This is a genomic window from Campylobacter sp. RM6914 (assembly GCF_004803835.1).
GTDB classification, from domain to species: Bacteria; Campylobacterota; Campylobacteria; order Campylobacterales; family Campylobacteraceae; genus Campylobacter_A; species Campylobacter_A californiensis.
In genome coordinates, this window is record NZ_CP012545.1 from 615,476 (window position 1) to 634,850 (window position 19,375).

General features: G+C 37.9%; 22 protein-coding genes. 19 read left to right on the plus strand and 3 right to left on the minus strand.

The window, feature by feature from the left end:
- The first annotated feature begins 41 nt into the window (after positions 1-41).
- The 9 genes from CCAL_RS03250 to cmoA are packed head-to-tail and all read left to right on the plus strand — an operon-like array spanning position 42 to position 8,189.
- Entirely contained in the window at positions 42-506 is a 465-nt protein-coding gene (locus CCAL_RS03250) for an RNA pyrophosphohydrolase (RefSeq protein WP_170016465.1), read from the plus strand.
- Positions 506-1,705, plus strand: coding sequence for an aspartate kinase (locus CCAL_RS03255; protein WP_170016463.1), 1,200 nt, complete (start codon positions 506-508; stop codon positions 1,703-1,705). Before CCAL_RS03250 ends, CCAL_RS03255 begins: the two co-directional genes overlap by 1 nt.
- Complete coding sequence (locus tag CCAL_RS03260; RefSeq protein WP_169936433.1) at positions 1,705-2,247, plus strand: HobA family DNA replication regulator; 543 nt, start codon at positions 1,705-1,707, stop codon at positions 2,245-2,247. The genes CCAL_RS03255 and CCAL_RS03260 overlap by 1 nt, the downstream gene beginning before the upstream one ends.
- On the plus strand, positions 2,248-2,868 hold the full coding sequence (locus CCAL_RS03265) for a DNA polymerase III subunit delta' (protein ID WP_169972147.1): 621 nt from the start codon (positions 2,248-2,250) through the stop codon (positions 2,866-2,868).
- A complete protein-coding gene (gene folP, locus CCAL_RS03270; protein WP_170016462.1) occupies positions 2,865-4,016 on the plus strand; it encodes a dihydropteroate synthase in 1,152 nt (383 codons plus the stop codon). Before CCAL_RS03265 ends, folP begins: the two co-directional genes overlap by 4 nt.
- A 2-nt stretch (positions 4,017-4,018) precedes the next feature.
- Positions 4,019-5,962 (plus strand): NAD-dependent DNA ligase LigA, encoded by a 1,944-nt coding sequence (gene ligA / locus CCAL_RS03275; RefSeq protein WP_170016460.1) that lies wholly within the window; start codon positions 4,019-4,021, stop codon positions 5,960-5,962.
- The gene (gene tlyA, locus CCAL_RS03280) at positions 5,952-6,659 is read left to right on the plus strand and encodes a 23S rRNA (cytidine-2'-O)-methyltransferase TlyA (RefSeq protein ID WP_170016458.1); all 708 of its coding nucleotides are present in this window, start codon (positions 5,952-5,954) and stop codon (positions 6,657-6,659) included. The genes ligA and tlyA overlap by 11 nt, the downstream gene beginning before the upstream one ends.
- Positions 6,625-7,488, plus strand: coding sequence for a bifunctional riboflavin kinase/FAD synthetase (locus CCAL_RS03285; RefSeq protein ID WP_169936443.1), 864 nt, complete (start codon positions 6,625-6,627; stop codon positions 7,486-7,488). Before tlyA ends, CCAL_RS03285 begins: the two co-directional genes overlap by 35 nt.
- Positions 7,485-8,189 (plus strand): carboxy-S-adenosyl-L-methionine synthase CmoA, encoded by a 705-nt coding sequence (gene cmoA, locus CCAL_RS03290; RefSeq protein WP_170016456.1) that lies wholly within the window; start codon positions 7,485-7,487, stop codon positions 8,187-8,189. Before CCAL_RS03285 ends, cmoA begins: the two co-directional genes overlap by 4 nt.
- Positions 8,190-8,222: 33 nt before the next feature.
- On the opposite strand, the gene rpsO is transcribed toward cmoA, so the two are convergent.
- A complete protein-coding gene (gene rpsO, locus CCAL_RS03295; protein ID WP_169936449.1) occupies positions 8,223-8,495 on the minus strand; it encodes a 30S ribosomal protein S15 in 273 nt (90 codons plus the stop codon).
- A 187-nt stretch (positions 8,496-8,682) separates the two neighbouring features.
- Between rpsO and CCAL_RS03300 the strand changes: the two genes are divergently transcribed.
- The 7 genes from CCAL_RS03300 to CCAL_RS03330 are packed head-to-tail and all read left to right on the plus strand — an operon-like array spanning position 8,683 to position 15,180.
- Positions 8,683-9,087 carry an RrF2 family transcriptional regulator gene (locus CCAL_RS03300; protein ID WP_169936451.1) on the plus strand — a complete coding sequence of 135 codons (405 nt, stop codon included), beginning with the start codon at positions 8,683-8,685 and terminating at the stop codon, positions 9,085-9,087.
- Positions 9,088-9,089: 2 nt separating this feature from the next.
- Positions 9,090-11,279 (plus strand): flagellar biosynthesis protein FlhA, encoded by a 2,190-nt coding sequence (flhA, locus tag CCAL_RS03305; RefSeq protein ID WP_170016454.1) that lies wholly within the window; start codon positions 9,090-9,092, stop codon positions 11,277-11,279.
- Between the two features lie 10 nt (positions 11,280-11,289).
- Positions 11,290-12,306: a DHH family phosphoesterase gene (locus CCAL_RS03310; RefSeq protein WP_170016452.1), complete on the plus strand. Its 1,017-nt coding sequence runs from the start codon at positions 11,290-11,292 to the stop codon at positions 12,304-12,306.
- On the plus strand, positions 12,303-12,533 hold the full coding sequence (locus CCAL_RS03315) for a hypothetical protein (protein WP_170016450.1): 231 nt from the start codon (positions 12,303-12,305) through the stop codon (positions 12,531-12,533). The genes CCAL_RS03310 and CCAL_RS03315 overlap by 4 nt, the downstream gene beginning before the upstream one ends.
- A 19-nt stretch (positions 12,534-12,552) precedes the next feature.
- Positions 12,553-12,954: a tetratricopeptide repeat protein gene (locus CCAL_RS03320; RefSeq protein ID WP_170016448.1), complete on the plus strand. Its 402-nt coding sequence runs from the start codon at positions 12,553-12,555 to the stop codon at positions 12,952-12,954.
- A 16-nt stretch (positions 12,955-12,970) separates the two neighbouring features.
- The gene (locus CCAL_RS03325; protein ID WP_169936462.1) at positions 12,971-13,900 is read left to right on the plus strand and encodes an aspartate carbamoyltransferase catalytic subunit; all 930 of its coding nucleotides are present in this window, start codon (positions 12,971-12,973) and stop codon (positions 13,898-13,900) included.
- 2 nt (positions 13,901-13,902) lie between these two features.
- Complete coding sequence (locus CCAL_RS03330; protein ID WP_170016446.1) at positions 13,903-15,180, plus strand: dihydroorotase; 1,278 nt, start codon at positions 13,903-13,905, stop codon at positions 15,178-15,180.
- A gap of 53 nt (positions 15,181-15,233) precedes the next feature.
- Here CCAL_RS03330 and CCAL_RS03335 read toward each other — a convergent pair whose 3' ends face one another.
- The gene (locus CCAL_RS03335; RefSeq protein ID WP_169936466.1) at positions 15,234-15,410 is read right to left on the minus strand and encodes a hypothetical protein; all 177 of its coding nucleotides are present in this window, start codon (positions 15,408-15,410) and stop codon (positions 15,234-15,236) included.
- On the minus strand, positions 15,407-15,658 hold the full coding sequence (locus CCAL_RS03340; protein ID WP_169936468.1) for a helix-turn-helix domain-containing protein: 252 nt from the start codon (positions 15,656-15,658) through the stop codon (positions 15,407-15,409). The genes CCAL_RS03335 and CCAL_RS03340 overlap by 4 nt, the downstream gene beginning before the upstream one ends.
- A gap of 308 nt (positions 15,659-15,966) precedes the next feature.
- On the opposite strand from CCAL_RS03340, the gene CCAL_RS03345 reads away from it, so the two are divergent.
- The 3 genes from CCAL_RS03345 (at position 15,967) to dnaK (ending at position 19,226) form a co-directional block, all read left to right on the plus strand.
- Positions 15,967-16,770: an HrcA family transcriptional regulator gene (locus CCAL_RS03345; protein ID WP_170016444.1), complete on the plus strand. Its 804-nt coding sequence runs from the start codon at positions 15,967-15,969 to the stop codon at positions 16,768-16,770.
- A complete protein-coding gene (grpE, locus tag CCAL_RS03350; RefSeq protein ID WP_170016442.1) occupies positions 16,767-17,282 on the plus strand; it encodes a nucleotide exchange factor GrpE in 516 nt (171 codons plus the stop codon). The genes CCAL_RS03345 and grpE overlap by 4 nt, the downstream gene beginning before the upstream one ends.
- Positions 17,283-17,351: 69 nt before the next feature.
- Positions 17,352-19,226 (plus strand): molecular chaperone DnaK, encoded by a 1,875-nt coding sequence (gene dnaK / locus CCAL_RS03355; protein WP_170016440.1) that lies wholly within the window; start codon positions 17,352-17,354, stop codon positions 19,224-19,226.
- Positions 19,227-19,375 lie beyond the last annotated feature (149 nt).

Below are 19,375 nucleotides of genomic sequence, written 5' to 3' on the forward strand. Positions count from 1 at the left end.
GTTAAAATCAAAGCCAAAAATTTATAAATAGGGCAAGGAAGATGCAGAAAAACTACAGACCAAATGTTGCAGCTGTCATTCTTTCAAGTGCATATCCGTTTAAATGTGAAATTTTTGTAGCTCGCAGGGTTGATTTGAGTGATGTATGGCAGTTTCCGCAAGGAGGCATAGACAAGGGCGAAGAACCTAAAGACGCGCTTTTAAGAGAGCTTGAGGAGGAGATCGGAACTCGTGATGTTGAAATTTTATACGAGTATCCAGAGTGGCTTAGCTATGATTTTCCGATTAATGCAAAAAAGAAATTGTATCCGTTTGATGGGCAGACGCAAAAGTATTTTTTAGTTCGTCTAAAGTCGAATGCAAGAGTAAATTTAAATACAAAGCACCCGGAATTTAGTGAATTTAAATTTATAAATGTCAAAAATGTACTTGATGAGATAAACCACTTTAAAAAGCCTATTTATATCAAGGCTTTAAGTTTTTTTAAAGAGAAAGGATTTTTTTAATGCTGATTGTTCAAAAATTTGGCGGAACGAGCGTCGGAACGCTTGAGCGTATCGAAGCGGTGGCAAATCGCGTAATAGAAACCAAAAATGTGGGAGCAGACGTGGTGGTGGTAGTGTCTGCGATGAGTGGCGTTACAAACCAACTTGTAGAATACGGCGAGCATTTTTCAAAACATCCAGACGGTGTTGCTATGGATATGCTTTTAAGCTCTGGCGAACAAGTAACTACGGCGATACTATCCATAGCTTTAAATGCAAAAGGATATGAAACAGTCGGTTTAACCGGTGCAATGGCAGGCATAATCACCGATGACATTCATACAAAAGCTCGCATTGAAAAAATAGACACAAAACGTATAAAAAAAGAATTAAATTCAGGCAAAATAGTTGTGGTAGCAGGCTTTCAAGGCATAGATGAGCACGGCAATATAACAACCTTAGGTCGTGGCGGAAGCGACCTTAGCGCAGTTGCGCTTGCGGGAGCTTTAAAGGCTGATCTATGTGAAATTTTTACAGATGTAGACGGTGTTTATACTACCGATCCTAGGATAGAAAAAAAGGCCAGAAAACTTGAAAAGATCAGCTATGACGAGATGTTGGAGCTTGCAAGTGCCGGAGCAAAAGTGCTTCAAAACCGCTCTGTAGAGATGGCTAAAAAACTTAACGTCAAGCTAGTAACAAGAAGTAGCTTTAACCACAACGAAGGAACATTAATAACTCAGGAGGATAGTATGGAAGCAGTTTTAGTAAGCGGAATAGCACTAGATAAAAATCAAGCAAGAGTAACTTTACGCGGTGTGGTTGATAAACCGGGCATAGCTGCTGAAATTTTTACCGCTTTGGCAAATGAAAATATAAACGTGGATATGATTATACAAAATGTAGGGCTTGACGGAACAACAAATTTAGGCTTTACGGTGCCTCAAAACGAGCTTGAAATAGCAAAAGAAACTATGCAGAAACTAAATGCCGCAAAACACGTAGAGTATGATGACGCGATAGTTAAAGTTTCTATCGTGGGCGTTGGTATGAAAAGTCATAGTGGCGTAGCGTGTTTAGCGTTTGAGACGCTTGCAAAAGAGGGCATAAACATACAAATGATCTCCACAAGTGAGATAAAAATTTCTTTAGTTGTGGATCAAAAATACGGTGAACTTGCAGTGCGTGTATTGCATGAAGCGTATAAGCTAGATAAATAATGCAAGATCTCATAAAATGGACACTCGAAGCGATCAGAAACGAAGGATCGCTTATGAGTTGGATGGAGGAGCGAAGGGTTGAATGGACTCCTCTTTTGGCTTCAAGACTAAAATACCTCCTTGATGGCAGGACTTTTATCGTTATAACAGACGACGAGAGGACTTGGTTTGAGGAGTATTTGATTAAAAAGATCAACAGAGCCTCAAGCGCAAGACCGCTTTTGCCGTTTGTTAGCCTTCGTGCGCTTTATCCAATGCTTGATGAAATAAACTCTAAAGAACAAATTTTACTTCTTGAGGATATGTTAAGCCTTGCTTTTCCAAACGGATATGTGTATTTTTACATCGGAAAAAGCGTCGATAAAAGATCTCAGATCGCAAAGGGTGCTGACGATAGCTATATGTGGCTCTTTGATGAGCAGGCGCAAAATAGCTTTTATCTAAGCTCAAATGATGAAAATTTAGACATAAAACTTATAACTTTATTTAGACTTTTTGATAAAAGTATCGATGCGGTACTTTTTGCAAAGGTTGTTTTGTAAATGCTTAATAAAATCGTTATAACAAACGATTTTAGCTCTTTGCAATTAGAGCTTGAAAATGAGTTTGAGAGTAAAAATTTAAGATTTTTTATTAGCGATGATTTTTTGCTAGAAAATGCAAAAGAGGTCGTAAACGAAGCCTATATAGCGGAAAAAGAAGAAAAACTTCTGGTTATAATGGCAAAAAACTACAAAACAGAAGCGCAAAATTCGCTTCTAAAAATCATCGAAGAACCCCCTAGAAATGTTAAATTTTTAATCGCAACAAACTCTAAAAATTTACTTTTACAAACTATTCGTTCGCGTATGATCGTTGAGAATAGACTTGAAAAACCGAAGCGAATGGATATAAATTTAAACCTAAAAAGCCTTGATTTAAAAGATGTTATGAAATTTATAGATGAGTATATAGAGCTTGAGCGTTCTGAAAATTTCGATAAAAACGAACTAAAATCGCTTATAAGCACTGTGATCATTAAAGCCTGTGAAGCCGGATTTAAATTTAGTGCAGATGAGCTTGAATATTTTTATAAGCTGATGATTTTAGCCGACTTGAATGCTAAATGCACGCAACTGCTTACTCCTTTAATGTTGATTATTTTACAAAAGGGACGTCCTTGAAATTTTATAAAATAAACGAAAATTCCGACTTTAACGCACTTTGTGAATACATAAAACCAAGCCCTGGCGGGATAAGTATAATGTCAAAAAAGAGCAAATTAAATTTTGTACTAATCGATGATATTCGCTCTCCTGCGGCAAATATCCTAAAGCAAGATGCCATTAGCGTTGGAGCTGAGCTTGTTACGCACAAGGATACGATATTTGGCATGCAGTTAAATTCTTCTGCACTTTTAATGGGTACAAATGCGCAATTTCAAGCACTTTCAAAGAAAGAGAAATTGCAGGATTTTGGTCTTAAAAATTTGGCTGTATTTTTAGGTAAAAGTTTTGTTAAATCAAGACAAGCCCAGATCATGGGTGTTTTAAACATAAATAAAGATAGCTTTAACGAAAACAGTCGCATAACGGGCGAGAATGGAATTTCCCGCATAGAAAATATGATAGAGCAAGGCGCTAGATATATCGATCTTGGCGGCGTAAGTTCAAGACCTGGAAGCGTTTATCCTGGAAGAGATGAGGAATTTGATCGCATAAAAGATATTGTTAGTGAAATTTATAGGCAAAAATTATACGAAAAGGTTGAGTTTAGCCTTGATAGTTTTGATGAGTACTGCCTGGAATTTGCTCTAAATCACGGCTTTAGCGTGATAAATGATATAACCGCAAATGAAAATTTAGCCTCTCTTGCTGCAAGATATGATGCGCAATTTTGCATGATGCATATGCTTGGTGATCCTGCGACAATGCAAATCGCTCCGCATTATGACGACTTGATGGGCGAGATAGATGAATTTTTTGCTCAAAAAATAGAGCGAGCAACAGCACTTGGTGCTAAGAAATTAATTTTAGATGTCGGGATAGGATTTGGTAAGACTGCTGAACAAAATATGCTTTTAATCAAACATCTTTCGCATTTTTTGCATTTTGGATATCCGCTTTTAATCGGCGCAAACAGAAAATCAGTCATAAATCACTATGTAAAAACAGATGTCAAAGACAGGCTTCCGGGCTCGCTTTATCTACATCTAAAAGCCTATGAAAACGGAGCAAGTATAATCCGCACTCACGATGTTAGCGAGCATGTGCAGATGTTTGTTTTACATAGCGGGATGCAAAATGTAAATTTATGGCAGGATAAGGCTTGATAATGACAAAAACAGAGTATGAAAATGCCGTTGAGACGTTAAATTCTTGGGCAAAGGCGTATTACGAGCTTGATGAGCCGATCGCTAGTGACGAAGAGTACGATAGGCTGTATCATGAAATTTTAGAGTATGAAAGGCTAAATCCAAAAGATATTTCGATATTTTCTCCTACTACTCGTGTTGGAGGAGGTGTTAGTGAAGGTTTTAGTAAAGCCTCTCATATAAAACGCATGTGGAGCATGGAAGATATCTTCAATCATGCAGAGCTTATGGCATGGATAAAACGCGGCGAAAAAGAAAATTTAAGCTTTGTTGTTGAGCCTAAATTTGACGGAGCTAGCTTAAATTTACTATATGAAGACGGAGTTTTGGTTAGAGCCATCACAAGGGGGGACGGCGTGGTCGGAGAAGATGTGACAAATAACGCCAAAACGATAAAGTCCGTTCCCTTGAAGATAGATTACGATAAACGAATAGAAATTAGAGGCGAGGTCGTTATAAAAAAAGATGACTTTGATATGATAAATGAGCAAAGGGCAAAGGATGGCGAAATGCCACTTTCAAATCCCAGAAATGCAGCTGCAGGTAGTTTAAGGCAGCTTGATAGTGCTGTAACGGCAAAGCGTAAACTTTTATTTATCCCGTGGGGTGTTGGTGAAAATAGCTTAAATTTTATGCGCCATAGCGAGATTATGAATTTTGTTAGAAATTTGGGCTTTGAACAGGATGAATTTTTTAAAATTTTAACCACCGATATGCTTGATGATGCTTACAAGGAGCTTTTGGCAAAGCGCGATGAAAAAAGCATCATGATGGATGGCATGGTTGTAAGGGTTGATGATTTGCAGCGTTGCGAGGAGCTTGGTTATACGGTTAAATTTCCAAAATTCATGGTAGCTTATAAATTTCCTGCCATAGAAAAAACTACGCGTTTGCTTGATGTTGCCCTTCAAGTAGGAAGAAGCGGTGTCGTAACTCCGGTTGGAGTGCTTGAAGAGGTTGTTATAGACGGCGCTCGCGTAAAGTCGGCAACACTTCATAACTTTGACGAGATAGAGCGCCTTGGGGTTATGAGAGGTGACATGATAAGCGTGATACGCTCAGGCGATGTCATACCAAAGATAACGGGAGTATTCAAAGAAAGAAGAGATGGAACGCAAACACCGATAATGCGTCCTCAAATTTGTCCTGAGTGCGGTTCACATCTACTTGATGAGGGTGTTTTTATAAAGTGTCAAAATTTAGACTGTAAGGCTAGAGTAATAAACTCAATCATTCATTATGCCTCTAAAAAATGTCTAAACATAGACGGGCTTGGTGATGCTATCATAAATTTGCTTTATGAAAAAGGCATCATTTCAAAGGTTATAGACATCTACTCGATAAATTTTGATGACTTGATAGGGATTGAAGGCTTTAAAGATAAAAAGATCAACAATTTACTAAAAGCTATAGAAGATAGCAAAAACACCAGCCTTGCAAGATTTATAACAGGGCTTGGATGCGAGCATATCGGCGAGGTTGCGGCTAAAAAGATAGAGCAGGTTTTTGGAGATAGATGGCTTGAGGCAAGCTATGATGAAGTTAAAAATTTAGAGGGTTTTGGCGAGCAAATGGCTAAAAGCTTGATCGAATTTATCGAGGTAAATCACCAAAGTATCAAAGAGCTAGCAGATATTGTTAAGCCCGTAGCTTTAAAACTAGAGATAAAAACAAACGCCTTTAGTGGCAAAACCTTTGTTATAACGGGCACTTTGAGTCGCGCACGCGATGAGTTTAAAAGCGAACTAGAAAGTTACGGAGCCAAGGTTGCCGGCTCGGTTTCTAAAAAAACAGACTTTGTTTTAGCAGGTAGCGAAGCAGGTAGCAAGCTTGATAAAGCACTTGAGCTTGGTGTAAGCGTGATCGATGAAGAGCGATATGAAAGCATGAAAAATGAGATTTGATTTATACGTCGCGCAAGAGTTAAATATCAGCCGAAACAAGGCAAGCGAGCTTATAAAAAACGGCAAGATCGCACTAAATGATGAAATTTGCGATAAGGTTAGCCTTGACGTGCAAGGCGGAAAAGTGGGGCTTCTTGATGAAATTTACGTTGGGCGAGGGGCATTAAAACTAAAAAGCTACCTAAAAAGCAAAAAAATTGAAATTTATGGCAAAAATGCCCTTGATATAGGTTCTAGCACAGGCGGGTTTATGCAGATCTTGCTGGCTAATGGCGTAAAAAGCGTCACTGGTGTTGATGTTGGAAGTGACCAGTTGGATACTTGCTTGCGCAAAGACGAGCGCGTTAAAATTTATGAAAATACAGATGTTCGTCTCTTTAAAAGCAGTGATAAATTCGAGCTTATTACCTGTGACGTTAGCTTTATATCTGTGGTTGAAATTTTAGAGGCTATTGATAAAAACGCCGATAGAAACGCGATGATCATCATACTTTTTAAACCTCAATTTGAAGTAGGAAAAGATGTAAAACGCAACAAAAAAGGCGTTGTAACCGATAAAAATGCAGTCTTACTTGCGATGAAAAAATTTGAACTCGCGTGTGCAAAGTTTGGTTGGACGCTTCTTGATACAATGGAGTGCGATATAAAAGGAAAGGAAGGAAATGCCGAATTTTTCTACACTTTTAACAAAAGATAACATAACAGCGGTTGCGATAGGGCATTTTGACGGTATTCATCGCGGTCATAAACAGCTTTTAAAAAGGCTTGGTCAATACGGCGGACTTGTTATAATCGATAAAAATAAAGCTAATATCACGCCAAAGTTAAAACGCGCTGAATACTCAAGCTATCCGTGTTTTTTGTATGATTTTGAAAGCATCAAAGGACTTAGCGGCGAAGAGTTTATCGCTCTTTTAAAGCGCGATTTTAAAAATTTAAAAAAGATAGTCGTCGGATTTGATTTTAGGTTTGGAAGAAATAGAGCTTGGGACAAGCGCGATTTGATGCGTATTTTTGATGGAGAGGTTGATGTTGTTGATGAGTATTGTTTTAACGAAATGGGTGTGCATAGCTCTACTATACGTGAATACATCAAAGATGGCAAGATAGCCCATGCAAATGCACTTTTAGGACGCGAGTATTCGATAGAGGGTGATGTCGTAAAAGGGCAAGGCATCGGAGCAAAAGAGCTTGTTCCTACACTAAATTTACGTATCCAGAGCTACTTGCTGCCAAAGGCGGGAGTTTATGCCACAAGAACTAGGATAGGCTATAAGACTTACGGCTCTGTTACGTTTGTGGGCAACCGCGTTAGTACAGATGGCGCTTTTAGCGTTGAAACTCACATCATCGGCGAGGAGGTTCATCCAAGTGCGGAGCGTATCGCGGTTTGTTTTGTTAAGGCGCTTCGTGAAAATAAAAAATTTAACAGCCTTGCCGAACTCAAAGAGCAGATAAAAAAAGACATAGAACAAGCAAAACAGTTTAGCGGAGTTTGTGAATTATTTTTAATGAGTCAAAAATGAGAGATGAAATTTTTAAAGAACCGATAAAAAAACAGTTTGAATTTGATGCTTCGGTTGCTAGTGTTTTTGATGATATGATAGGGCGCAGCGTGCCGTTTTATGATGTTAGTGTTAAGCTGATAAGTGAAATTTTGGCCAAAACTTTACCGCAAAATGCCAAAGTTATCGATCTTGGTTGTTCGACCGCAACTTCGCTTTTAGCTCTTTTTGCCTTTAGGCAAGATCTTTTGCTTTATGGAGTAGATAACTCACAAGCCATGCTTGAAAATGCCCAAAAAAAAGCTAAAGCTTTTGGCGCAAGGATAAATTTTAAAACAGATGATATTTTAAAGTGTGAAATTTCAGGCTTTGATGCGGTGATATTAAATTATACATTACAATTTATCCGCCCTATAAAACGAGCCGAGTTTATATCTAAAATTTATGATGGTTTAAATGAGAATGGAATTTTTGTTTTTAGTGAAAAGATAATTTACGAAGATAAGAAATTTGCAAAAAATATAATAGAAATTTATGAAAACTATAAAGCAGGGCAGGGGTATTCTCGTTACGAGATAGCGCAAAAACGTGAAGCTTTAGAAAATGTTCTTATCCCGTATACCGAAGATGAAAATCGCCAAATGGTTTTAAATGCAGGATTTAAGCGTATCGAAAGTGTGTTTAAGTGGGGGAATTTTGTTAGTTTTGTAGCGTTTAAATAAGATCTAAGAGAGAAACTCTCTTAGAAATTTTTGTTATTTATCTCTTATGCCTAATTCTACGATTAACTTAGAATAAGTAGCGTAGTTTTTGTTTTTAAGATATTTTAAAAGTCTTTTTCTTTGACCGACTAGTTTTAAAAGACCTAGACGTGAAGAGAAGTCTTTTTTGAAAACCTTAAGGTGTTCTGTAAGTTCTGCAATACGAGTTGAAAGAAGTGCTATTTGAACTTCCGGAGAACCTGTATCTCCCTCTTTTCTGGCGAATTTCGCAACTATTTCCGCTTTTTTAGCCGAATCCAAAGCCATGATGACCTCCTGATTGGTGATTTAAAATTAGATGGCGATTATATCATAAAAAACATAAAAATAGATAAAGTGATGTTTTTAATTAAAATAAAATAGTTTTGACGCATATTTGACGCTTATGGTTAAGTAAAAATCTAGCAAATTTTTTATAAAATATCTAGCTGATTATACTTTCGAAGGAGAAAATGTGCTTTTTACAAAAGCTAGTGAATACGCACTGCTATCACTTATATTAATATCTCAAAAATCATCTCCGGTAGATGTTGATACGATATCAAACGAATTACAAATTTCAAAAAGTTTTTTAGCCAAAATTTTACAAAATTTAGCAAAAGAAAAAATTTTAAAATCCTACAAGGGCGCAAACGGCGGTTTTACACTCGAGTGCGATCCAACTACTGTTAGTGTTAAAAAAGTAATAGAATGTGCAGAAAAGCGTCCCATGAGCGTATTTGAGTGCTCTGGCTCAGCCGAAGGCTGTTCTTCGCAAAGGGCTTCAACGTGTCAAATTTGGTCTATGTTTAGCACCCTTCAAAGCAAAGTTGATGAGATGCTTGATGATATAAAACTAAGCGATATTATCAAGAAGTAATCTTGGCAAAGCAAAAAAACACCATCTTAACTCTAGTTGCGCCATTTTTAGCTCCTATTTTACGTTTTAAAAGTCTAAGTATCGTTGGCGTAATCGTGGCGATTTTGGCCATTATTATCGTTCCGCTTCCTGCTGGAGTTCTTGATTTTTTCCTTGCGCTTTCGATCTCAATTTCGGTTTTGATCATTTTAATATCCATCTATGTGCCAAAGCCAACTGATCTTACGACATTTCCGACACTTATACTTATTATCACACTCTTTCGTCTTTCGCTAAATATCGCTACAACTCGTATGATACTTAGCGAAGGACACAATGGACCAGAGGCGGTAAGTGAGATCATATCGAGTTTTGGGCAGTTTGTCGTCGGTGGAAATTATGTTATAGGCGTTATAGTTTTTTGTATCTTGGTGCTGATAAATTTCATGGTCGTAACAAAAGGCTCAACTCGTGTTTCAGAGGTTCAAGCTCGTTTTACACTTGACTCGATGCCCGGAAAACAAATGGCGATAGACGCTGACTTAAATGCCGGTTTGATCGATGAAAAAACCGCAAGAGAAAGACGTGAAGCTGTTATTGCGGAGGCAAATTTTTACGGCGCAATGGATGGTTCGTCTAAATTTATAAAAGGTGATGCTGTAGCCGGGATCATCATCACGATTATAAACATCATAGGCGGCTTTGCTATAGGCGCTTTTCAACATGATCTTGATATGGCAACATCGGCGCAGTACTATACGATATTAACTATCGGAGATGGTTTGGTTAGCCAAATTCCGGGGCTTATCAGCTCTACTGCAACAGCCATTATCATAACACGTGCAAGTAAGGAGAGTGATAACTTTGCCGAAGGCTCGATAAACCAGCTCTTGGGCGATTATAAAACATTATTAATCGTTGGCTTTATACTTTTTATGTTTGCCCTAGTTCCAGGACTTCCAACACTTTCTTTGGGTTTTATAGCGGTGCTATTTTTGGGTCTTGGATATATTATAAAGCAAACCAAAGACGGACACATAATGATCCCTGCTGCAGGATCTGTCAAAACTAAGTCCGCCCAGGGTGCACAAGGCGGCACAGCAGGTCAAACCGCTCATGGTGCAAGTGCCGCAAAACCGGCTAAAAAAAGTGATGAAGAGATAGCAAGAGAGGAAGAGACCAAGATAAACGATATCTTAAAACTTGAAATTTTAGAACTAGATCTTGGTTATGGCTTGTTAAAACTAGCCGATGCCGATCTTATAGAGAGAATTCGTGCCATGCGCCGAAATATCGCTTCTCAATTTGGCTTTTTGATGCCCAAAATTCGTATCAGGGATAATTTGCAACTTCCTCCAAATGAGTATAGGTTTAAGCTAAAAGGTGTCGTGATAGGTCAGGGCGAAATTTATGCGGATAAATTTCTGGCTATGGATAGCGGACTTGTGAGTGAGGATATAGAGGGAATTCCCACAAAAGAGCCGGCATTTGGACTTGATGCCTTATGGATAGACGCAAATACAAAAGAAGATGCCATACTTAGCGGATATACGATAGTTGATCCCGCAAGCGTGATAAGCACCCATATGAGTGAACTTATCAAACAAAACTCAGCCGAACTTTTAACGCGTCAAGAGACGCAAAATTTACTTGATAAACTAAAAACAGACTATCCTGTGGTTGTTGAAGATACATTGCGTATAGCTCCGATAAGCCTTATACAAAAGGTGCTTAAAGCCCTGCTTAAAGATGCGATACCTATTAAAGATCTACTTAGTATACTTGAAGCCATCGGTGATATAGCCGAGGTTACTAAAAATTTAGACATGATAATCGAGCATGTCCGTGCTGCGCTTGCTCGTGCGATAACTTCGCTTTATGTCGATGAAAAAGGCCAGCTTAGCTTTTATATCCTTGATGCCGGCAACCAACAAAAGTTAATGGACGCAGTTCAGTACAAAGACGGCGCTTATCACCTCATGATAAATGTCGCTCAGACTTCATCTATCGTCCAAGCCTTAAGAAGAGAGCGAGAGAAACGACCTATAAGCCATCATGGACCTATGATAATTTGCGTTGAACCTAGTTTACGTAAATTTATAGCCAATATCTGCTCAAATTTTGGCATCGATATAGTCGTGCTTAGCTTTGCGGAAATTTCTGCAAATACGCCTTTTGAAACAATCGGCGTGATAGAAATAGAAAATTTATAAAAGGAAAATAATGAAAATTTATCATTTATCGCATACCGATCTTGACGGATACGGTGCGCAGGTTATTACGAATTTTTATTTTAATAACGTAAAATTTAGCAACTCAAATTACGGACGAGAGATCGATGAGAAATTTAACCAAATCGTATCTGATCTTGATGATGAAAAAAGCATTATTTTAATCACGGATCTAAATTTAACGATGGCTCAATGCGCGGACTTTTCTCAAAAGCTAGAGGGTAAAAATGCTAAAATTTTCTTATTTGATCATCATCAAAGTGGAGCCGAGTGTGCAAGCGCTTTTGAGTGGTATTTCTTAGACAGTTCAAGATGTGCCACAAAGATCACTCATGACTTTTTTGCTGCAATGTTTAAAGAAAACGAAGAGCTTAAAAAATTTAGCGACATTGTAAATGCTGTTGATATTTGGCTAAAAGATGATAAAAATTTCGAAATGGGAAAGGTGTGTTTGGGTCTTGTTGCAAACGCAAAAGAGATAAACAAGATAATGTTTGAGCGTGAAAATACGCTTTATCAGTTTCATCTCTTAAAACATGCCGCGGAATTTTTTAATGAAAAGAACGACTATATCGGGCTTGATATGCAAATACATGCCATAAAAAAAGAGTTTTTTAAATTGAATAAAGACGATACATTAAGTAATCTCATATCAAACTATGTCGTAAATTTACTTAGTGAAAACAAAGAAAAATTTAGCATAAATTATAATGAATTTAGAGGAATTTTGACATATAATATAGGAAATACTTCCGTTATAGGCAATGATTTTTTGGTGGCAAATCCTGAATTTGACTTTTTCATAGACATTACAAATAAAAAAACAATGAGCTTTAGAGCAAATGGAAAAGTCGATGTAAGTGCGATGGCAAAACATCTAGTAGGAGGAGGCGGACATGTAAACGCAAGTGGCGGAATGTTTGCAAATTTCAAAGACGGTTTTAGCTATGAAGCGATAAAAACACAAGTCGTAGAGTTGATAAATAAAAAAACACAGGAGGCATTATGAGAGAAGAAGACGTGAGCGTTGAGGAGCTAAGTTACGAGCTTAGTGTAGTTTTAGAAGGATTGCTTCACTATGCTGGAGTTAAAAAGTCAAAGCTTGAAGAGGCTGCGGGAGTTTATGTGGAGTGTATAGACGATGCGCTTGAAAATTCAGATGCACAAGGTGTTGACGAGGTTATAGCGATAGTCGAGTTTATGAAGAAAAAATATCCAAAACTATTTGAAAAATAAAATTTAATAAAGGAAAAACATGAAAAAATTACTAACTTTCTTAGCTTTAAGTGCACTTGCTTTTGGTGCAAACACAAATTTTGATGAGGCTGTAGAGCTTTATAAAGACGGTAAATTTGCGCAGGCTTACACTGCCTATAATAGAGCGTGCGGAGAGGGTGTAAAAAAAGCTTGCACGATGAATGCTATTATGCTTTTTAACGGAGATGGTGTTAAAAAAGATAATGAGCAGGCTGAGAGAATTTTTACTAAAATGTGCGATGAAAACGAGCCTATGGCGTGCGCAAAACTAGCTGAAATGCAAGCTTATGGATTAACAAAAGATAAAATAAAAGACGAGGCTAGAACGCGTGCATTGTTTAAAAAGGCATGCGAGGGCGGATACGAGCCTGCTTGTATGTGGGCTGGCGAGCAAAAATAATCCAAAAGGGGATAAAATGAGCTATAAACGCAAGGATTTACTCGGCACGATAGACCTTAGCACTGATGAGATTTTATATTTTTTAGATGCTGCTAAGGAATTTAAAAATTTAAATTTACAAGATATCAAAAAGATTGATTATCTACGTGGTAAAACTACTATAAATGCTTTTTATGAGAATTCTACCAGGACGCGTACTAGCTTTGAAATAGCAGCCAAAAGACTTGGAGCCGATACTATAAATTTCAGTTCCTCAAACTCAAGCGTAAATAAGGGCGAAACGCTAATTGACACGATGAACAATATGGCTGCAATGAAGAGCGATATCATTGTGCTTCGCCATCCAAGCTCAGGTGCTGCAAAACTTGCAAGCAAGCACACTGATGCTTCCATAGTCAATGCGGGAGATGGTATGAACGAACATCCGTCTCAAGCACTGCTTGACCTTTTTACATTAAGGGAATTTGGCAAAAGCCTTGATAGTAATACTACTGTAGCGATAGTGGGTGACATCGCTAGAAGCAGGGTTGCTCGCTCTGATGCTTGGGCTATGAACACCCTTGGTATGAATGTAAAAATTTTTGCTCCAACTATGATGATGCCAAAAAATGCAGAGGTTTTTAACGCTCATATTTGTAAAAATATGGAAGAGGCGTGTGAGGGAAGTGATGTTATCATAATGCTTAGGATCCAACTCGAACGAGGCGACGGTGACGTGTCTTTTCCTAGCTCAAGAGAGTATTCTAAATTTTTTGGTCTAAATAAAAAACGCATAGCTTTGGCAAATAAAAATGCTATCGTCTTGCACCCCGGACCTATTAACCGCGGTGTGGAGCTAAATTCGGATGTTGCCGATGGCGAGCACTCTGTCATCTTAAATCAAGTTGAAAGTGGTGTAGCTATGCGTATGGCTATACTAAATACCTTAATCAAAAATAGGGGATAAATATGAAAATAGCTATCCAAAACGGAACCATAGTTAATAATAATGAAAAATTTAAAGCCAACGTCCTTATTGAAGGCGATAGGATCGTAAAGATAACAAGCGATGAGATAGAAGCCGATGTTAAGATAGATGCTAGCGGTAAATTTATAATGCCTGGTCTAATTGATATGCACGTTCACTTTAGAGATCCAGGGTATGAGTATAAAGATGATATCATATCAGGCTCACAAGCGGCAGTTGCTGGCGGAGTTACTACTTGTCTTTGCATGGCAAATACAAACCCAGTAAACGACAACGCTTCCATTACGCGAGAGATGATACGAAAAGCGCGAGAGTGCGGACTTATAGACCTTATGCCAATAGCTGCCATTAGTAAAGGTCTTGGCGGTAAGGAGCTTGTTGAGATGGGCGATCTTATCGAAGCCGGTGCGGTGGCTTTTAGTGATGACGGCTTGCCTGTTAGTAGCTCAAGCGTCATGAGAGCTGCACTTGAGTATTCAAAGATGTTTGGTAGCTTTTGTATAAGCCACTCTGAAGACTGCTCGCTTTGTCGTCAGGGTGTTATGCATGAGGGTAAAGTTTCTGCGATACTAGGACTAAAAGGTATGGCAAGAGAAAAAGAGGAGATAGCCGTTAGCAGAGATATGTTGCTTGCAAAATTAACAAATGCGCACATTCATATTGCGCATGTAAGCTCGGAGTATTCTCTAAAGATTATCGAAATGGGACGCAAAGAAGGCATAAATATCACTTGCGAAGTCACTCCTCATCACTTTAGTTTTAGCGATGATGATATTTTGCAAAATGCCTATGATGCAAATTTTAAAATGTCTCCTCCACTTCGTGAAATAAGCGATATAAAAGCTATCAGAGAGGCTTTAAAAAGTGGACTTGTGGATGTTATCGCCACAGATCACGCTCCTCATCATAATGATGAAAAGATAGTAGAATTTGATCGTGCCCCGTTTGGTATCATCGGTCTTCAAACTCTTGTTCCACTTACCTTAAAGCTAGTAAAAGAGGGCGTGATAAGTCTTGAAAGGATGGTTGAGCTTACTTCTGCAAATGCCGCGAAGATGTTAAATTTAAAGGACAAAGGTCGCATAGCCGAAGGAATGCTAGCCGATATCGCTGTGATAGATCCTGATATTGAGTATATCTATGACGAAAAGATAAATCGCTCTAAGTCTATAAATTCACCTCTTTTTGGTAAAAATTTAAAGGGAGCCGCGGTTGTTACTATCAAAAGTGGCAAGATAGTTTATAAATTCGGCGAATAAATTTTAAAATTTTAGGCGTAAAACAACGCAAAATTTTACGTCTAAAATTCTTTTTAAAACTTCTTCAACATCCTTACATTCTTTACTTTAAGCTTTATTTGTGTTATTTTGTTAAAAGTAAGTGAATAAAATTCTCTATAAAAACGTATAAATTTACCCTCTTTTTTTGTGCATATCGCAGAAAAAACACTTTCAAGCTCCATACGCTCTTTTTGAGTAAGTCCGTTCATTTACTATCTCCTATTAATTTTTTCATCTTTTTTATTACAAACAAAATATCATCTTCGTCAAGCTCACAAAGCAACTGGCATATAGCAAGTGCGGCTTGTGGCTTTGAGTTGCCAAGCCTCCAGTCTTGATATGTCCTCATCGAAACACCTAGGTGCTTTGCCATTTGCGCTTGAGAAATTTTTTTACCGATATTTTTTGATTCAACTGCGTTATGAAGCAGGTTGAAAATGTCGCTTGTTTCAATCATCCGCAAATTATACATTTTTTATAATTAAACATGTATTAAATTTAATATAAATAGCAAATATAATTATATTTAATGAAGTTTATAAGATAAATAAATAATTATAACATATAAATTATACGGTAAAATGTATAAAAATGTAAAATAAAATTTAAAACTAAATTATTTTACATAATATTCTTTAGTTATATAGACTAAATATAAATAAATAAAAAAATTTAATTTTATTACTTGACATTAGTATACTCAATATTGTATAATTCACTTAGCAATCAAAAATAAAGAGTGCTAATAATAAGCAGAAAAAGAAGATGAACAGAGTAAATAAAAGAGATTTGATACTAAATTCTATCATTAAAGCTTATCTAAACAACAACTCTCCAATAGGTTCAAGTGAGCTTGGCTCTATCATGGATGTTGCGATGCCGGCCTCTACGATAAGGGTCTATTTTAAAAAGTTATCGGACGAGGGTGCTATCACGCAGCTTCACATTAGTAGTGGCAGAATTCCTACCGTAAGAGCGATGACTGATTATTGGAATGATGTTTTTGGAGAGATTAACTTTGATAAGGTTTTGCTCTACATACAAAACGAATTTATGCTTAAATCGCTTTGTGATAAATTTGAGCTTTACTGTATGGTTTTTGGGGATTTTAAACAAGAGCTTGATGAAATTTTGAATGTAAATGATAAATTTTTACTCTTAAATTTCACCGATGACGAACTTGTTTTAAAATACGATGTTCGCGTTGAGAAATTTTTAAAAAACCTGATCGGCATAGACTTAGACAAGCTTGAGCTTGTCTGCTCTCAAGTTGGTCTAAGTGAGCTTAAAGGCAAGATAAGAGAGCTAAAAAGGACGAAAATTTACTTTCAAGAAAATGAAATTTTAGCCTTTAAAATGTTTGATGATGAGCGTTTTAAGATGATACTTGAGCCAAGTTTTGCTACAAAAATGCAGCAAGGTTTAAGTTTTGCACCGATTTTTACGGAGGACTTTATGGGGTTAAAGATCAATGTTAATTACCAAGATAAGCCTTCAACTATGATATGCGCAGGTAGCGTGTATAGTAATTATGTTAAATTTTTAAATCAAATAAAGGAGGTAGCATGAGCGAGGATATAAAAACCGAGCAAGTTGCTGATGAGAATATAGAGCTTGAAGCAATTAGCCAAGAGAGTGCTAAAATTTTAGACTTAGAAAAACAACTTGGAGAATTAACAGATAAGTATTATAGGGCAAATGCGGATTTTGAGAATTTAAGAAAGCGTGTGGAAAAAGAGAAGGCTGATATCGCAAGCTACTCGAACGAGAAATTTGCGAGGGATCTGCTTCCTGTGATAGATGCGCTTGAGATGGGTGCTGGATTTGAGGCTGAAGATGAGTTTGCCAAAAAGATAAAAGAGGGTATAGAACTTTCTATAAATGAGTTTAAAAAGGCGCTTGAAAAGCACGGCGTGAGTCAAATTTCAACTGATGGCGAGTTTGATCCAAATGTTCATAATGCGATCATGCGTGTCGATAGCGATGCCCATGAAAGTGGCGCGATAGTGCAAGTTATGCAAAAGGGCTACTTAATAAATGGTAGAGTTTTACGCCCTGCGATGGTAAGTATTGCAAATTAAATTTTAGTTTAAAACGGCGTGAAAGCGCATATAAATTTTTAAAAATAAAATCAAAATAAAGGAAAGAAAATGGCAAAAGTAATAGGTATCGACCTAGGAACAACAAACTCATGCGTTAGTGTGTATGAGCGTGGCGAAAGCAAGGTAATCCCTAACAAAGAGGGCAAAAACACAACCCCATCGGTTGTGGCTTTCACTGATAAGGGCGATGTTTTGGTGGGCGATGTAGCTAAGCGTCAAGCGGTTACAAACCCTGAAAAGACGATCTATTCGATCAAGCGTATCATGGGTCTTATGAGCAACGAAGATGCTGCACGTGAAGCGAAAGAGCGACTTCCGTATCATGTCGTAGATCGCAACGGGGCTTGCGCGATCGAAATTTCAGGCAAGGTCTATACTCCGCAAGAAATTTCTGCAAAAGTTTTAATCAAGCTTAAAGAAGACGCAGAAGCATATCTTGGCGAAAAGGTTGTAGATGCGGTCATTACAGTGCCAGCATACTTTAACGATAGTCAAAGAAAGGCGACAAAAGAGGCTGGAACGATCGCTGGTCTAAATGTACTTCGTATCATCAACGAGCCGACAGCTGCGGCACTTGCGTATGGACTTGACAAAAAAGAGGCTGAGAAAATTTTAGTTTACGACCTAGGTGGTGGTACATTTGACGTTACAGTTCTAGAAACTGGCGATAATGTAGTTGAAGTTTTGGCAACTGGTGGTAATGCGTTCTTGGGTGGTGATGACTTTGATAACCTTGTTATCGACTGGCTAGCTGGTGAGTTTAAAAGTGAAACGGGTATCGATCTAAAAAGCGATGTTATGGCTTCTCAGCGTCTAAAAGAGGCAGCTGAAAACGCTAAAAAAGAGCTTAGCTCGGCACAAGAGAGCAATATCAACCTGCCTTTCATCACGGCTGACACAACAGGTCCAAAACACCTTGTTAAAACGCTAACTCGTGCAAAATTTGAAGGTATGATAGAAAAACTAGTAGCTCAAACTATAGATAAGATAAACGAGGTCGTAAAAGACGCTGGTCTAAGCAAGTCAGAGGTAAAAGAGATCGTAATGGTTGGTGGCTCTACTCGTGTGCCACTAGTAGGCGAGGAAGTTAAAAAAGCGTTTGGCAAAGAGCTAAATAAGAGCGTGAACCCTGATGAAGTCGTGGCTATCGGCGCTGCTATACAAGGTGCTGTTATTAAAGGTGATGTAAAAGACGTGCTACTTCTTGACGTTACTCCGCTAAGCCTAGGTATCGAAACACTTGGTGGTGTGATGACTAAAATCATCGAAAAAGGCACAACCATACCTGTTAAGAAAAACCAAACTTTCTCAACTGCTGAGGATAACCAAAGTGCGGTTACGATACATGTTATCCAAGGCGAGCGCGAGTTTGCTAGAGATAACAAGTCTTTGGGTCAGTTTAACCTTGAAGGTATCCCATCAGCTCCACGTGGTGTACCACAAATCGAAGTTGAGTTTGACATCGATGCAAACGGTATATTAACGGTATCAGCAAAAGATAAGGCAACTGGCAAAGCTCAAAATATCACAATCTCAGGCTCAAGCGGTCTAAGTGATGATGAGATCAACAAAATGGTAAAAGAGGCCGAGCTTCACAAAGAAGAAGATGCCAAACGCAAAGAGGCTGTCGAGACTAGAAACCAAGCTGACGCGCTGGTTCATCAAACTCAAAAGAATCTCGATGAGCTAGGTGAGAAAGTCCCAGCTGACGATAGAGCAAATATCGAAGCAGCCCTAAACGCACTTCGCGAAACACTAAAAGATGAAAGTGCAACAAAAGAACAGATCGATGCGAAGGTAAAAGCTCTAAGCGAAGCTAGCCACAAACTAGCCGAAGCGATGTATAAAAAAGATGAAAGTGCAACTGGTAGCGAACAATCTAAGAAAAAAGATGACGATGTCATCGACGCAGAGGTTGAGTAAGAGTGAAATTTAGCGGACGAAAGTCCGCTAAATTTAATTTATCTTTGAAGCACAAAAATAAGCTTTGTGATTTAAAAAAATCTAACCAAAAATTCTAAATATAAATACAAATAGCAAAACAAAAATAGATTGCCCGAAAATATTACCTA